General features: G+C 40.2%; 15 protein-coding genes. 6 read left to right on the top strand and 9 right to left on the bottom strand.

Translation table 11 applies throughout. The annotated features are described in order from the left end of the window. Positions 1 to 40 precede the first annotated feature (40 nt). On the top strand, positions 41 to 922 hold the full coding sequence (locus CXF89_RS12795) for a LysR family transcriptional regulator (RefSeq protein WP_121954819.1): 882 nt from the start codon (positions 41 to 43) through the stop codon (positions 920 to 922). Positions 923 to 958: 36 nt separating this feature from the next. Here CXF89_RS12795 and CXF89_RS12790 read toward each other — a convergent pair whose 3' ends face one another. Then, positions 959 to 1,861 carry a LysR family transcriptional regulator gene (locus tag CXF89_RS12790; RefSeq protein ID WP_121954818.1) on the bottom strand — a complete coding sequence of 301 codons (903 nt, stop codon included), beginning with the start codon at positions 1,859 to 1,861 and terminating at the stop codon, positions 959 to 961. Positions 1,862 to 1,967: 106 nt separating this feature from the next. Here CXF89_RS12790 and CXF89_RS12785 point away from each other — a divergent pair, with 106 nt between their 5' ends. Next, the gene (locus tag CXF89_RS12785; RefSeq protein ID WP_257983218.1) at positions 1,968 to 2,702 is read left to right on the top strand and encodes a DODA-type extradiol aromatic ring-opening family dioxygenase; all 735 of its coding nucleotides are present in this window, start codon (positions 1,968 to 1,970) and stop codon (positions 2,700 to 2,702) included. Between the two features lie 121 nt (positions 2,703 to 2,823). Next, positions 2,824 to 3,501, top strand: coding sequence for a haloacid dehalogenase type II (locus CXF89_RS12780; RefSeq protein ID WP_002959247.1), 678 nt, complete (start codon positions 2,824 to 2,826; stop codon positions 3,499 to 3,501). A 61-nt stretch (positions 3,502 to 3,562) separates the two neighbouring features. Here CXF89_RS12780 and CXF89_RS12775 read toward each other — a convergent pair whose 3' ends face one another. Further along, positions 3,563 to 4,438, bottom strand: a complete 876-nt coding sequence (locus tag CXF89_RS12775; protein WP_121954817.1) for a LysR family transcriptional regulator — start codon at positions 4,436 to 4,438, stop codon at positions 3,563 to 3,565. A 114-nt stretch (positions 4,439 to 4,552) separates the two neighbouring features. Between CXF89_RS12775 and CXF89_RS12770 the strand changes: the two genes are divergently transcribed. Next, complete coding sequence (locus CXF89_RS12770) at positions 4,553 to 5,053, top strand: lactoylglutathione lyase family protein (protein WP_007583656.1); 501 nt, start codon at positions 4,553 to 4,555, stop codon at positions 5,051 to 5,053. 217 nt (positions 5,054 to 5,270) lie between these two features. On the opposite strand, the gene CXF89_RS12765 is transcribed toward CXF89_RS12770, so the two are convergent. Next, positions 5,271 to 5,651 (bottom strand): hypothetical protein, encoded by a 381-nt coding sequence (locus CXF89_RS12765; protein ID WP_024592722.1) that lies wholly within the window; start codon positions 5,649 to 5,651, stop codon positions 5,271 to 5,273. 56 nt (positions 5,652 to 5,707) lie between these two features. Next, positions 5,708 to 6,508 (bottom strand): TIR domain-containing protein, encoded by an 801-nt coding sequence (locus CXF89_RS12760; protein ID WP_121954816.1) that lies wholly within the window; start codon positions 6,506 to 6,508, stop codon positions 5,708 to 5,710. 281 nt (positions 6,509 to 6,789) lie between these two features. Here CXF89_RS12760 and CXF89_RS12755 point away from each other — a divergent pair, with 281 nt between their 5' ends. After that, on the top strand, positions 6,790 to 7,722 hold the full coding sequence (locus CXF89_RS12755; RefSeq protein ID WP_121954815.1) for a ChaN family lipoprotein: 933 nt from the start codon (positions 6,790 to 6,792) through the stop codon (positions 7,720 to 7,722). A 66-nt stretch (positions 7,723 to 7,788) separates the two neighbouring features. Here the strand turns inward: CXF89_RS12755 and CXF89_RS12750 are convergent, their stop codons facing one another. Genes CXF89_RS12750 through CXF89_RS12735 form a run of 4 tightly spaced genes read right to left on the bottom strand, consistent with a single transcriptional unit; the run spans position 7,789 to position 11,148 of the window. Continuing rightward, the gene (locus CXF89_RS12750; RefSeq protein ID WP_121954814.1) at positions 7,789 to 8,508 is read right to left on the bottom strand and encodes a HugZ family pyridoxamine 5'-phosphate oxidase; all 720 of its coding nucleotides are present in this window, start codon (positions 8,506 to 8,508) and stop codon (positions 7,789 to 7,791) included. Next, positions 8,505 to 9,293: a heme ABC transporter ATP-binding protein gene (locus tag CXF89_RS12745; RefSeq protein ID WP_121954813.1), complete on the bottom strand. Its 789-nt coding sequence runs from the start codon at positions 9,291 to 9,293 to the stop codon at positions 8,505 to 8,507. The genes CXF89_RS12750 and CXF89_RS12745 overlap by 4 nt, the downstream gene beginning before the upstream one ends. Next, positions 9,290 to 10,342 carry a FecCD family ABC transporter permease gene (locus CXF89_RS12740; protein ID WP_024592717.1) on the bottom strand — a complete coding sequence of 351 codons (1,053 nt, stop codon included), beginning with the start codon at positions 10,340 to 10,342 and terminating at the stop codon, positions 9,290 to 9,292. Before CXF89_RS12740 ends, CXF89_RS12745 begins: the two co-directional genes overlap by 4 nt. After that, positions 10,339 to 11,148 (bottom strand): heme/hemin ABC transporter substrate-binding protein, encoded by an 810-nt coding sequence (locus tag CXF89_RS12735; protein WP_121954812.1) that lies wholly within the window; start codon positions 11,146 to 11,148, stop codon positions 10,339 to 10,341. The genes CXF89_RS12740 and CXF89_RS12735 overlap by 4 nt, the downstream gene beginning before the upstream one ends. Before the next feature lie 140 nt (positions 11,149 to 11,288). On the opposite strand from CXF89_RS12735, the gene CXF89_RS12730 reads away from it, so the two are divergent. Then, a complete protein-coding gene (locus tag CXF89_RS12730) occupies positions 11,289 to 13,295 on the top strand; it encodes a TonB-dependent receptor domain-containing protein (RefSeq protein ID WP_257983217.1) in 2,007 nt (668 codons plus the stop codon). 756 nt (positions 13,296 to 14,051) lie between these two features. Here the strand turns inward: CXF89_RS12730 and CXF89_RS12715 are convergent. Next, a complete protein-coding gene (locus CXF89_RS12715; protein WP_257983216.1) occupies positions 14,052 to 15,551 on the bottom strand; it encodes a sensor domain-containing diguanylate cyclase in 1,500 nt (499 codons plus the stop codon). Position 15,552: the final 1 nt, after the last annotated feature.

The raw sequence follows: 15,552 nt of genomic DNA, 5'->3' as shown, positions 1-15,552 counted from the left end.
TAAAGATATGTGTTAGTTACTTAGTATCGGGAAAAGCGATATGTTTAGTATTGAACAGCTTCAAGCATTTGTGGCTACCGTTGAAGCTGGATCGTTTTCAGCTGCTGCGCGCGGTTTAAGTAAAGCGCAGTCGGTAATAAGCCAGCATATTATTAATTTAGAAATAGACTGTAATGCGACATTATTTGAGCGCACAGGGCGCTATCCACAATTAACCGAAGCCGGTAAACAGTTACTACCCCAGGCTAAGGCCGTACTTAATCAACACCAGCGATTAACAAACTCTGCATTAGCACTAAACGAAAAAACACCAACCGAAATCACTATCGCACTAGACGAAGGGATCCCGTTTAAAACTATCGCGAGTATTATTAGCAAGCTGCAAAGTAAGTATCCTTACGTATCGCTTGAGTTTTTAAGTGCATCCAGCCATGACATAATTGACATGCTAAACAGCGAAAAGCCTATAACGGGTATTATTTTTAGTGAATTAAATATACCGAGCTACTTAGACTATGAATGTATTGGATCGGTAAAATTTGATTTATATGTTGCTAAATCGCACCCTTTAGCGGGGATCAGATGTGAAAATATGGATGGCCTTCGGCTACATCGACAACTTCTTCTTCGTTCTCGCAATACGCAAACAAGTAGCTTTCAGCTAAAAATTAGCCCAGAGATTTGGTATGCCGATAATTACTTTGTATTACTCGAGCTCGCAATACAAGGTAACGGGTGGTGCTTATTACCAAACCATGTAGCTGTAGATGCAGTACAAAATGGTGAGCTGGTTAAACTTCCTCTTGAGTTTGAAGAAATGAGTTGGTTGGCTAATGTTGATGTATTACAGCATCAGCAACACAGTAATCAAGAGGTGTTTAAAGTACTAAGAAATTTACTACGGAATTTTTTAAAAATTTAGCTTTTATATAATGCCTGTTAGGCGGTTTACTTTTTATTACGCTAAATCCCAGTAAGGTGTATCGCCATAAAAATCACTTGTAAAATCAACAAATGCACGTACTTTACTGGGTAAAAACTCTCTGTTAGCGTACACCATATACAGTCCCATTGGGTCGGGTTCGTAGTCATTTAAAATGCGCACTACTTTGCCTTGAGCCAGCGCTTCGCCAGCAATAAATGTGGGCTGCATAGCAATACCACCTCCAGCAATGGCTGTATTTAGTAGTAAGTCACCATTGTTAGCCACAAAGTTACTTTCAAGCTTGAGCTCGCTTTTTAACTCATTAACTCCAAATAATCGTTTTGTGGGCTCGCTGTGGGAATAGCGTAAATAATTATGTGATTGTAAATCTAGCAGTGTTTGTGGCGTGCCATGGCGTTTTAAATAATCGGGTGACGCAAACACCGCTAGGTTTATAGGTGCAATTTTTTTAGCTATCAACGTTGAATTTTTTAATACGCCAATGCGCAGAGCAATATCAATACCCTGCTCTACTATATCTACATATTGGTCGGTGAGCCGTAAATCTAACTTTAAATTTGGATACTGCTTTTGAAAACCAACCAACAAACCTGCTAAATGCTTAGTACCAAATGACATAGGTGCACTAATACTAAGCACACCCGATACATTTTCGCTTAAGTTGTTTAGTGAGTTTTCCATGTCTTCAATATCAATAACCACCTGCTGACAACGCTGATAATATTGATTTCCAGCCTCTGTAACACTTACTTTTCGCGTTGTACGGTGTAATAAACGCGTGCGTAGATTATCTTCCAGCGCTGAAATATATTTGCTGACTAACTGCGGCGAAATATCGAGTTTATCGGCCGCTTTTGAAAACGATCCTTCTTGCACAACGGCTAAAAAGGTCTTCATGGTGGTGAGCTTATCCATTTTTTAACAATGCTTTGTTGATAATGTATAAATAAGTATCATATTTATCGTCAAATTAGAAACTTATATAGTGTTTATAACACGTCTATTTGTTTAAGGTTTTAGTATGACTCAGCCTGCTTTATTTATATCTCACGGCTCGCCAATGATGGCTGTTCAGCAATCGGCTACGTCAGATTTTCTTGCATCATTAGCTCAAACGCTTAGTAAACCACGTGCTATTGTGGTGTTTTCTGCCCACTTTGATGAAGCGCACGATATAGTTATTACATCAGGAGATGCGCCGCATACTATTCACGACTTTTATAACTTCCCCAAGCCCCTGTATGAAATTCAATACCCAGCACCAGGAGACCCTAAGCTAGCTAATACTATTAGTGAGTACTTTTACAAAGCGGGTATTAAAGCGGTGAAAAGTGCAGATCAAGGGTGGGATCATGGTGTGTGGATCCCGCTGCGCTTAATGTACCCAGCAGCTAATATTCCTATTGTTCAGGTGTCTATTAACACGCGTTTAGGCGCTCAGGCTATGTATAAATATGGACAGTTACTTGCACCACTGCGCAGCGATAACGTATTAATTATTGGCTCCGGCGGTATTAGTCACAATCTACGTGAAATATTTAAAAGCCCTTCTACACCTAATCGTGTTCAAATGGTTAATGAGTTTACTCATTGGGTTGAGCAAAAATTAATAGCGCAAAACACCCAAGCGTTACTTAACTATTTAAATGAAGCACCCTATGCTTTATTTAATCACCCTACCCAGGAGCACTTTTTACCTCTTTTTGCAGCGCTTGGAAGTAGTGACGGTAAAGCCAAAAAATACATGAAGGTATAGAAATGGATATTTTAGCACTCGATGCTTATAAGTTTTATTAATTTGAGCGTTCGTTCAAATTAAGTTAAGCTGTAAGCAAGTACTCTAAAACCAACTTAATTTATTTTATTGCGGAGCAAACATGGCAACTACACTTGCATTTGACGTATACGGTACGCTAATAAACACTCACGGCGTACTGTCCTTACTCGACGACATGATTGGCGATAACGCCCAAGCATTTTCAAATACATGGCGCGAAAAGCAATTAGAGTATTCATTTAGACGTGGATTAATGCAAAATTATATTCCTTTCTCGCTATGTACAAAACACGCACTCGATTACGCCTGCTTAGCGCACAAAACCGAGCTAAGTGAAGATCAAAAGGGGCAACTGCTAGAGCTTTATAAAACGCTTCCTGCGTTCGATGATGTAAAAGCAGGCCTTGAGCAATTAAAAGCGAAGGATTACCGTTTGTTTGCATTTTCAAACGGAGCTGCCGACGCAGTTCATACCTTATTAGAAACCGCTGGCATTAGTGAGCTTTTTGAAGGGGTAGTAAGTGCCGACGACGTTAAAACCTTTAAACCAAACCCAGGGGTTTATAGCCACTTCTTACGCGAAACCAATTCAACAGGCGCAAACACGTGGCTTGTATCAAGTAACCCGTTTGATGTAACCGGTGCCATATCGCACGGCATGCGCGCGGCGTGGATTCAACGATCTAAAGAATCTATTTTCGATCCGTGGGAAATACAGCCAAATACTATCGCAACCGACTTACTCGATTTAAAAGCAAAATTAGAAAGCGTTAACTAATTTTCTGTACCCCCTTTTGCCTATGGTATTAAGTGCCGTGGGTGTAAAGGGGGTTTACGTTTTAACTATTTACTCCCGCCTTTATTAGCTCAATCACTGTATTCATACGTTTTGCCAACGGCCTATTTCGATGATGGCACACATAAATAGATTCACTAACCGGACATTCTAAATGATGCGTTTTTATAAGTTGTGGCTTATTGAATGCGCCAACAGCATGAGCAGGTAATACCGTAAAACCCAGTCCTAAGCTTACAGGTTCTAGTATTAAACTAATTTGGTTAGAAAATCCCGTACGTCTTATTTGGTCAATATGCTCAAACTCACTGTAGTTTTCGCTTAGTAGTAGCTGCGCATGATGGCTTGCATCAGGATGAGCAATAAACCCTAGCTCACACAGGGTTTGCCAATTAGGCATGTTTATACCTGCAGGCGTTACAAGTAGTAGTGGCTCTTGGCTTATTTTATGGCTGGTTAGTTCGCTAAATGTTGGAGCTTGGGTTAAAAACCCAATGTCGGCACTGTGGTTTGCTACAGCTTGTTCAACACTTACATTGGGCGCAAAGCGGTAATCAATAATTAGTTCTTTATGCTCAGATTGCAGTGCTAATAATTGATTATAAAACTTTAAACCACAACTGCCCGGAGATTGAATCTTTACCGCTCCGCTGTACGGCGAATCATCTTTTAATTGTTGTTCTAAAAACTGCCAATCTTTAAGAAGTAGGCTGCCCTGCTGATATAAGTTTTGGCCCTGAGGAGTAAGAGAAAACTGCTTACCATGGCGCTCAAGTAAAGCGCAGTTAACTTGTTGCTCTAGCTTTTTAATGTGCTGGCTTACACCAGATTGGGTCATATAAAGGCGCTCAGCTGTTTGGGTAAAATGATTTACCTCAACCAAAGTACAAAACGTATTTAACCATGTTGGATTTATCATTACAAAACGTACTCAAAATGATGATTAATGATAATTTTACTTAATGTTGGTCGATTCGTAAACTAACTCCATCAACTAGTCACAAGATAAGTCACAAGTTAAAGAGGAAGCATTATGAGTCATACATATCCACGTAGTTTTTCGCACATTGGTATTTCGGTTCCCGACGTTGAAAAAGCAGTCGAGTTTTACACTAAGGTTATGGGTTGGTACACCATAATGGAACCGACTTTAATTACCGAAGACAAAAGCCCAATTGGCGAAATGTGCACAGAAGTATTTGGCGAAAAGTGGGAAAAATTCAAAATAGCGCACCTATCTACAGGGGATCGTATTGGTGTCGAAATTTTCGAATTTAAAAACCAAGAAAACCCAAAAGACAATTTTGAATACTGGAAAACAGGCATCTTTCATTTTTGTGTTCAAGACCCTGATGTAGAAGGTTTAGCTGAACGTATTGTAGAAGCTGGCGGTAAAAAACGTATGCAAGCCCCTCGTTATTACTACCCGGGTGAAAAGCCGTACCGCATGATCTACATGGAAGACCCGTTTGGTAACATCCTTGAGATTTACAGCCACAGCTACGAGCTTATTTACAGCGCAGGCGCTTACTAAATAGCACTTAGCTAAAAACAAAGACCGCAGTATTTATTACTGCGGCCTTTTTGTTTCAGTTATAAATACACTTCACCGTCTTCTTATTCTCTATAACTTGTTTTTGCTTAGCTTGTGCAGCATGTTTTGCCCTGAGTTGAAAATATTATCAACCCCCAGAAAAGCACTACCAATCGAACTGTGTTCCAGTGAATTTATGAACGACATAACACATTTGTCAGGAACTTTTGCTCTTATCCACAAACAGGCTACATGTAAGTACCGCTGAGATTAAAAAACAAAACATTACGCTTAATGTAAATAATATAAAGTTTTCATTTTTTGATATAGCTCCTCCTTTAAGGAGTATTTCACCGCTATTAAGTGCATCTATTCCTATATAGATCATCAACGGAATTACAAAAAATGCATTGCTGAGCTTAATAAGTAAGTCCTTTGATGAAAGACTTACTAATTGAGAAGCATCATGCTCTTCCTCGTCTCTATTTAATAGTTCGGCTTTTAATAGCTCAAAGCGTTCAGGGTACAAAGCCCTATCAATAGACGTAATAGCTTCTTGCAATTCGGTAACAGAATATTCTGAATAATTTGGTTCCATCTATTAAACCTTCTCCAGTGACTAGCGCCTGTGTAAGCGTTAGTCTTTGATACTTATTAGAAAAATGATTTTAAAGTGTAGCCACATTGAACTAACTCTTTTGCTACTTGGTTTTTCCATGCACCAGGATCATCAATAGTGACATATAAAACACCACTTATATCATTTGGAGTTTCAAGAGCCCCTTTAACTAAAGGGCAGACATTTTCTCGACCAAGCTTCGCAATAAGGTAACCATGTTCAAACACTACATTTTGTCGTGCTCTATTTTTTGGAGGGTTTGGCTCTGTTATAGCTCTCCCTAAATCACATGGAGTATATAAAACAAGAGCAAAATCAGCATCATTTGAATAATGTTCAATTTTTTCAATAATTGTCATTCCTGCGTTAGCTTGCTCATGCAGGATAATAGCTTCTAAACCAAGTTGCTCGACAAAGCGACTTACTTCTTGTTTTACTTCGTTGTTATGTCCATGAACAATAAACACTTTCCGTTTGTTACGAGGAACTTCTTTAGCTGGAGCCACTGGTGTATTTGTAGTAGTTGGCATTATTCCCTGAGTTGGTTGCCCGAACTCCAATTGATCTAATATTGGTGTGAACTCACCAGATAAATACGTACGTCTTTCGGCGTAACTACTAAATTTTGGCTGAATAAACCCCCAAAATGAATCTAAATTACGGTGCTGTCGTAACCACTGAGGAAGCATTGGTGCAAGATTAGAATTACTCAGCAATTCAGAGCGTAATGCTTCAAATTCACCTGAGTCAGATGCAAGTCCAGTTGCTCTTGCAGTGAGCAAATTCAAAAGGTAGCTAACCTTATCGAAATCCGTTTCTAAAAATTCAATACTCAATTAGATCTCCTATAATTCAATCTAGAACGTAAAAGCACAACAATTTTGCGTATATTCCTGCGGTTGTCACGCTCATTTTCTACTTTACACAGTTTTAACAAATTACCTAAGATATTGCTATCAAAAGCTATTTAATATTTACAAGCAAAGTTAAGGCATATAAATGCGCGTTTCGCTCATTTCCTTGATTATGTAAGTAAGCAGCAGTTTGGCTGGCTTAATAGGTATTACAAGTATATGATATTGATAATTATTTGCATTAAAGTGTTTTAAAGGTGTGTATGAAAAAGTCTATGTTAACTCTGGCGTTAGTTATGGGTTTGAGTGGTTGTAGCACAACAGCCATGGTGCCTAATAAAAGCTCATCGCTTTATTACACTGCGCTTTATAATGCACAAGCAAAGCCTGTTAGCTCTGTATTATTAGAGCCCAAGCTATTAAATGCCGATGTGGTTTTAGTGGGTGAATTGCATACACATCCGGGCGTGCATTTATTTCAGACTGAGTTATTCGAGCAATTAAGTGCAGGTAATAAACGCACTGCGCTGTCGCTTGAACAATTTAGCCGCGCCGATCAGCGTACTTTAAACCAGTATGTTAAGGGTGAAATTGGTGAGCAATACTTAATTGATAACACCCAAGCGTGGCCTAACTACAAAAGTGACTACCGTGCGCTGGTAGAGCTGGCAAAAACGAACAATAGCGATGTAATAGCTGCAAATGCCCCTAAAAATATTGTTACCTGTATTGGCAGGCAAGGCATAAGTTATGTAAATAAACTTGATGAAACACAGCAGAGCTTCATTGCAGCCACTATGGATACCTCAGCAAGTGATTATAAACAACGTTTTATGACCTCAATGCACCATGGCTCGCTGAGTCAAAACGAAAATTACTATGCTGCGCAAGTTACCTGGGATGAAACCATGGGGGAGTCTATCGTTAACTATTTAAATAATCATAAAGATACGCAGGTAATGCATATAGCGGGCGATTTTCATGTGAAAAATGGCGAAGGAATAGCGCGTGTTATTAAGCGTTTAGCGCCAGAGCTTAAGGTTGTGTGGATATCGCCGGTTACAAGTGTGCAATCTAACCAAACAGGATATCAGTTGCAAGTTAACCCTTTGCCACCCCGTTATGTACAAAAAGAACATCAGCAAGCCGCTTTTAAAGCGTTAGCCAAACGAGGCGAGCAAACAGCTTGCTTATAAAATAACGACATAGTTAGTGAATCTCTTAACCAGGGCTCAGGTTAACTATGTCGTCATGTATTTAGTTTAGTTATTTCGGGCTTGATTGGTTAGCGCAACCAGCGCTTTACGAACCTTTAACGGGCTGTTGCACTGGGTATTAAAGTTAATAAAGTAATTACGCTTTTGGCTTTGTATATAAAAACCAGTGGGTAATAGGCCGCTCATTATTGGGGTGTTATCAGCTACGCTGTAGTGCTGCATTAATATGAGCGACATAGCATCTTGATGGTCATCGTTCATGTGACTTATCATGCTTTGCTGCTGGTTTTCATCCCAGTTTTTTGCCTCGTATTGCCATTCGTTTTGCTCAAGCCAAAATATTTTGCCAAAACCGCCAATGTAACGCACACGAATTACGTCTAATTGCCATAATTGAAAGTCGTGCGCATTGCGATAGCTAGCAGCTTCGGGGTATAGGGTAATATAGTTATCAAGTAAAGTGTGTGCTTGCTCACTTGGCACAACAGAGCCATCACCTACGAGCGTTACGCGGCCGTGCTCGTTTTGATCGCCACTGTCGGTGGCATCAAACACAGTTAGGCTCATACGAGAGTCGTGCTTTAGATTTTTAGTGTGCTGGGCTATATCGCTAATAAAAAAGTAAATACGGCCTTGTTCGTCGCACATATAGGGGGTTACTGAGCCAAACGGGTAGCCGCGTAAATTATTAGAAATAGTCGACATGACACCCGCATTGGTTTTGTAAACCAAGGTGCGTGCATCGTTTAATGCTTGCTCTCTCATAAAAACTCCTGACGTTGAGAAAAAACCATGGGTGCATCGTTATAAGGATGAGGGTTTACGTGCAGTTTCATGGCGTACATTTGTTGTAAGTTTTGTTCTGTTAATACGGTGTTTATAGGCCCACTTTGCAACACTTTTTTGCTGTGCAGTAAAATAGCATCGGTTGCATAAAGGCTGGCTAAATTTAGATCGTGTATTGCAATAATGGCGCTGTTTCCCTGCTCTACAAAGGTTTTAACGCAGCTGAGCAAAGCATGTTGGTGGCGCATATCAAGTGCTGATGTAGGCTCATCGAGCAGCATTAGTTTTGGCTCGGCCGATTGTGTAAAGGCATCGAGCTGCGCTAAAGTACGCGCCATATGAACACGTTGTTGCTCTCCGCCCGAAAGCGCACTTACGCGGCGATTTAAATACTGGTTTAAATCCATAATAGCGGCGTATTTATGTACTTTTTCGCTTTGCATTTTTAATGACTCTACATACGGGTAGCGGCCCATTGCAATAAGCTCAAATACATTAAAATCAAACCCTACGTGGTTAGCTTGCATCATAACTGCGCGCTGTGTTGCAAGGCGTTTTTTAGCGTGAGCAGCCAGCGGCTTAGCATTAAAAAGTACACTGCCTGTAAAGGAGTGCATACCTGCTAAGGTATGCAGCAAGGTAGATTTACCTGCGCCATTTTCACCAAGTAGTGCTACAAGTTGCCCTTGTTTAGCGCTGCCATTAATAGCGTTTAAAATGCTATGATTATCAAAGCCAACGCTTAGATTGTTAAACGTGATCATGACCAACCTCGCTTATTTTTCACTATTAAATAAATAAACAATGGCGCACCCAATAACGCAGTAATAATGCCAATGGGTAGCTCTGATGGCATGATCACAATACGTGCTAGCCAGTCAGAAAGTAGCAATACCACTACGCCAATTAGCATACAAAGCGGCAGCATATTACGTAAATGCGGCCCCACCATTAAGCGGGCAATATGCGGGACTACCAAGCCAACAAACCCTATTAAACCGGTAAGCGCTACAACCGCACCTACCCCTAATGCAACGAGTATAATGACATATAATTTAAGTTTATTAGTGTCTACTCCTAGGTACTGAGCTTGTGACTCGCCAATAAGGAGTAAGTTCATGGGTTTTTTTAACCGCCACAGGCCAATTAGGCTGATAAACAGTAACGGCGCAGCTTGAATAATCGTGCTCCAGCTTGCTCCGCCTAATGAGCCCATGGTCCAATAATTTATTAATCGTAGTGCGCTATCGTCGGCAAAAAAACTCAGTAGCCCAATAACAGCGAATGCTAACGCGTTAATAGCGACTCCTACCAATATAAGTGTGGTGATATTAATTTGCCCCTGCTGCTTGGCAATAAAATATACCAACGAGGTAACACCAAGCGCCCCTAAAAACGACGCATAAGGTAAATACAACTGAGCGTTAAAATTAAACTGCGCGCTAAGTGCAATAAACGCCACTGCAACCATTGCCGCACCTGCACTAATGCCAATAATAGATGGGTCGGCCAACGGGTTACGGCACAGCGCTTGCGTTGCCGCGCCTGTTTGGGCAAGCACCAACCCTACAAGCACTGCAAGCACAAAGCGTGGCAAACGTATTTGCATAACCACATTTATTTGCAGCGCATCAAACTGATTAAAGTACTCGGGCGCAAGCCAAGCAATGGCTAAACGCCAATCCCATCCTGCAGGGCCGTACCCAATACTTAGTAACGCCAAAGCAAAAATACAAACAGAGGCTAATAGCATCCATTTATGAGTTTGGCTAAGTGTTATAGGCACAAAGCGGCTCAATGCTAGGGTGTTCATAAGCGGGTTTTATACTCGTTAAGCTCATTAATTGCTGTGGCAATACGTGGCGACATACCAAGCGAAAGCAGGCTATCCATAACAAGTAAGTTACAGCTTTGCGCAGCTTTTAATAAGCGTAGGTTCGGTTGCTTACAAAAAGCCTGCTTGCCGCCAATGCTTTGTACAACATGCTTTGGCGCAACTAAAAAGTCAGGCTGGTTTACAGCAAGTACTTCGGTATTAATTACTTTAAAGCCTGAATGTGTAGCTGCTATATTAGTAATCCCCGCATAGCTAAATAATAAATTAGGGACGGTTTCTTGCCCTGCAGCAACAAGCCCGCGCTCATTAGCTGAGAGTAAAAATAGTGCACTGTGCGTTTGTTGTTTTGCTTTTTCAGGTAATGAGTTTGTAATGTGCGTAATAAGTGATTGCGCTTTTTGCTTGGCGTTTAAGTCGGTACCAAGGCGTTTAATTAGATCAAGTAGCTCATTAACTGAGGTGGGCTTTTTATAATGAATTAGCTTAACCCCTGTTGCCTCAATTTGTTTAAGTGCTTGGCTTCGCCCTGCGCCTTCAAGCGCTAATAAGGTGGTTGGGCGCATTGAAAGTACGCCTTCTGCCGCTAAATCGCGGTAATAACCCACTTGTGGTAATTGCGTAGCTTGCTGCGGGTACATACTAGATTGATCAACTGCTACAAGGGTACTTTGTTTGCTCAGTGCATAAATTATTTCTGTAAGGGTGCCGCCAGCACTAATAACGCGCTCCTGTGCAAGTGCAGGTTGAGCGACTAAAGCAAACAATATAAATAGGTATTTCATTACAAACTCCGGCTTTTATTTTTCGGCTATTATAACCAGTTAAATCTAAATAAAAATGATTATCATAATTAATTGATCTTAATTTGACTTAGTTGTAACATCCTCGCCATAAATAATAACTATTATCATTTGGAGTTAAAGTGAACCCCTCTACATTTAAATTTACTGCTATAGCAACCTTATTACTCGGATCGGGCACTGCATTTGCCGAAAACATAATTGACGATCATATTGTTGTGAGTGGCTCGCGCTTTGAGAAAAAGCTTAAAGATGTAACAGGCTCAGTTACTGTTATTACCGAGCAAGATATAGAGCGCCAGCTAGCTGTAGATTTACAAACCATGTTTAAATACGATTCAAGCATTGCAACCACAGGCAGTGGTGCAGGCGCGCAAACACTTACTGTACGTGGTGTTGGTGGTAACCGTGTTGTATTTATAAAAGATGGCCGACGCACCAACGATGGTTATGCAGGCGGAGGGGGCTATTTAGTTGGCCGCAATTACTTTGATGTAGCAGGCGTAAAACAAGTAGAAGTAGCCAAAGGTGCTGCATCGTCTTTATATGGCTCTGACGCACTCGGTGGCATTGTAGTTATAACTACTAAAGATCCAAGCGATTATCTAAAAGATAACAACAGCTATGTAAAAATGGCACTGGGGTATCAAGGTCAAAGTAACCAAATTGCCGCTGATATTACCGGTGCAAAAGACTTAGGCGACTTTGCAGTAAGCGCAGTTTATAGCCATCGCGACAGCGAAGAAGTTCAAAATTACGACGAAAACTTACCCGGTTATGATGCAAAGTCGGACGCTTTAATAGTTAAATTTGAGCAACAGCTTGATGAAAAACGCACACTTAAATACACCCTTGATTATTTTAATCAAACGACTGAGCAAGTAATAACCCCCGCGGTTCAAGAAACCGATGAAGACGACACGAGTTGGTCACTGGCGCTAGATTACCATTCAGAGGTAGCTACAGTTGCGTTTGATAAATGGTACGGGCAAGTGTCTTATAGTAGTTACGAGCAGCAAAGTGACGCAATTAGTGGCGCAAGCACCTACACCGATTATAACGATTATCGCTTTGAGCAAAATATTTTAGGCTTAAAAGCGGTATTTAATAAAGGGCTTAAAGGAGAAACCACCGATCATGAAGTGGTATACGGGATTGATATCGATTTATACGACACCACCCGCCCTCGTTTTAAAACACGTATTTTAGCCGATGGCACCGTTGATTTTACCGATCAAAAACAAAAAGCATTTTCCGGAGCTGATACCTCTTTAATTGGCGCTTATGTGCAAGACAGTATTTCGTTTAATAACAGCGCATGGTCGGTTATTGCGGGTGTGCGATATGATTACTACATCCTTGAAGCTAAAAATGATGAGCTATACGCTGATGCGCAGCTTGATGATATTACCGAGTCTGCTTTTTCGCCTAAGCTAGGTGTTATATACCAAGTGGATGATAACTTATCGTGGTACGGGCAATACGTACGAGGCTTTAAAATACCACCGCACGACCAAGCCTATCAAAGCCACGGCGTTGAGCCGTTTTATCAAATATTACCAAACGCCGATTTAGACCCAGAAAGCAGTGACTCGTTTGAGCTTGGATTACGCTACGCCAGCAGCGATATTAGCGTAAACTTAAGTGCTTTTTATGCAGCATTCGATGATTTTATTGAAACCGCCGTAGTAGGTGTTGAGCCAACGTACATTCCTAATGTAAACAAAACTTTGTATCAATATCAAAATATTAGCGAAACACAAATAAGCGGTGTAGAAGCAGGAATTGCCATGTATGTCGCTGAAAATATACTACTTGAGGCAAACGTGGCCTACGTTGATGGTGAAAACAAAGAAACCGATCAGCCACTTACCAGTATTAGCCCGTTAAATGGCTCAATATTGTTAAGTACAGAGCTGGGTAATATTAACTGGACCGCTGCGTTGCGTTTAGCTAAATCGCAATCGGATGTAGTACTTGATGCAAACGATGATAAAACTACGCAAGGGCATGGCTACGACGTTGTTGATTTATACGCAAACTACGAATGGCAAGCGTGGCAGCTAAATGTAGGTGTACTTAACTTGCTCGATAAAGAATATGTACCTTTTGAGTTGATTGCAGGTTAATCGCAAAGTGCTGATTTTAGCCAATACACCCAACCTGGGCGTAACTTTTCAGCAAGGGTAAGCTATCAGTTTTAATTAGGGCTAAACAAATGGCAATAAACGCTGCATGGGTATGCAGCGTTTGCCTGCCACATATTTACTCAAGTCAAATTACTTAATGGTGAGTATATTCAGGTACACTTCTACATACTTAATGCCCATTAACACTTTATATAAACAGCACTTTTAAAGCCAAAATCGCCGTTATTTATAAATTAATTAATCGCAAAGTCTTGGGTTTCTAAATAGCTGGGGGCGTTTTTAAAACATGCCGTTAGTTTACTTGCAAGCGTTGTATTTATTGCGCTGTCGCACTCTAATTCCCCGTTGTACTTCCCCCTAGTAAGCAGCACTAAGCTTAACGAGTCATAGCTTGGTTTACTTTGTATTTTATGAATTACCAAGCCTTGTTGCTGCGTTAGTTTTACTAATGAAAATGCATTTTTTGTGTTTTATTTGTCGTTTGCTTTTCAACATATAACGGATTTTAAAAGGTTAGTTTGGTAGTAAAACTGCTTTGGCATTAGCGTATTTACCAAATTTTGTGATTGACGATTTAGGGCTTACAAAAATAACTGTAAAGGGGGTTAACAGTCACTATAGCAAAGGCATAGTAATGATTTACAAGCCATCAAAAGCAGATGGCTGGCTTAATAAACTCATGCACTCTGCTTATCAATTTAAGGTAATACAGAGTATTACTTAACAAAGCTGCGCTTAGCTAATATCGGCCACTACGCACCGGTTACGACCATGCTCTTTAGCATGGTATAGCGCCTTATCGGCACATTTATATACTTGGGCAATATCAGTACTATGCTCAGGCCAGGTTGCAATACCTATAGAAATAGTGATTGTTCCAATGGTGTTTATTTCTGTCGATTCTACTGTTTTACGTAAACGCTCTGCTATTTTATAGGCACTTTGGCTGTTTTCATTTGGTAGCACAAGAACAAATTCTTCACCGCCGATTCTTGATACTATGTCGTCTCTTCTTGATAGTTTTTTAATTATATTTGTTAGCGAGACTAAAGTTTCGTCGCCTTTATCATGTCCAAAAGTATCGTTAACACGTTTAAAAAAGTCGATATCAATTTCTAATATAGCGAATGGGGTTTGCTTTAGCATAAGCTGGTTAAGTAGGCCGTTTAAGCTTCTTCTGTTGTGCGTATCTGTTAAGGGATCTGTTTGTGAGTCATGGCGTAGCACACCTATTTGTGCTTGTAATAAAGTAACCTCTCTTAACATCGCTAACTTCAGTTTTTGACTTTCAAAATACCACGACTTCACGCTTTTAAGTTTTTCTAAGCTTTTTGGATCATCGAGTGTATTTGCGTTATCGGCTAATCGCTTTAGAGGCCTTGCTATAAAATGTGCAAATAAACCAATAAAAATGAATGTGACTAATGCCATAGGTATTGTTTGTTCAATGACTTCAATAGTTAATGTATCTAGCGAAGAGAGCGTTGATTCTAATGGTCTTTGCGCCACTATTCCCCATTTAGATAAAATAATGGGTGCGTAGCCTGCGAGCATCGGCTTATTTAAGCTATTAATAACCGTTGAAGTGCCTATTTCGCCATCTATAACAGCGTCAATCACAGCATTGTTAGCAATAACGTTGCCGATTCTGGCAGGTTCTGGGTGATATAAAATGCGCTTATTTGAGCTAACAACATAAAGGTACGAACCACCTTTGTAGTAATGTTGTTCTAAAAGCTCATTTAAAATATTTTTCTCTTTTAAATAAAGAGAGCCCCCAATATAACCTAAATACTTATCTTCAGAATCAAATAGCGGGTGCGATATAAAAACAATTAAATTATCAGCTGCCGATAAATAAGGCTCACTAATTAATGGGCGTTTTTCTTTTAGTGCTTCTATTGCTCCTGGAGACTGTATTTTTTGGCCTATTAAACTTTCAAAGTGAGGCGACGTCGCTGCAACTACGCCATGTAAATTAATCACAACAGAGTTAAAGCTATCCGTTTGATGATTTAAACGAATGGCTTCATCGTTTAATAATTTGGAGTTATTTGGTGATTGCTCAATAATTTTAGCTGAGTATTCAAGCTGCTGAAGCGCAGACTTTAAAAAGTTATCAGTTGCGGAGGCTAGTTTTTGAGCATAGGCTAAATTACTTTTTAGCGTGTATGATGTTAACTGCTCTTTTTGAACCTGATAGGTAGAATAAAAACTCCCTACCAATGTGCTCAGT

Source organism: Pseudoalteromonas sp. MelDa3 (assembly GCF_002863625.1).
GTDB lineage: Bacteria > Pseudomonadota > Gammaproteobacteria > Enterobacterales > Alteromonadaceae > Pseudoalteromonas > Pseudoalteromonas arctica.
This window is presented reverse-complemented; position numbering and strand designations above follow the sequence as displayed.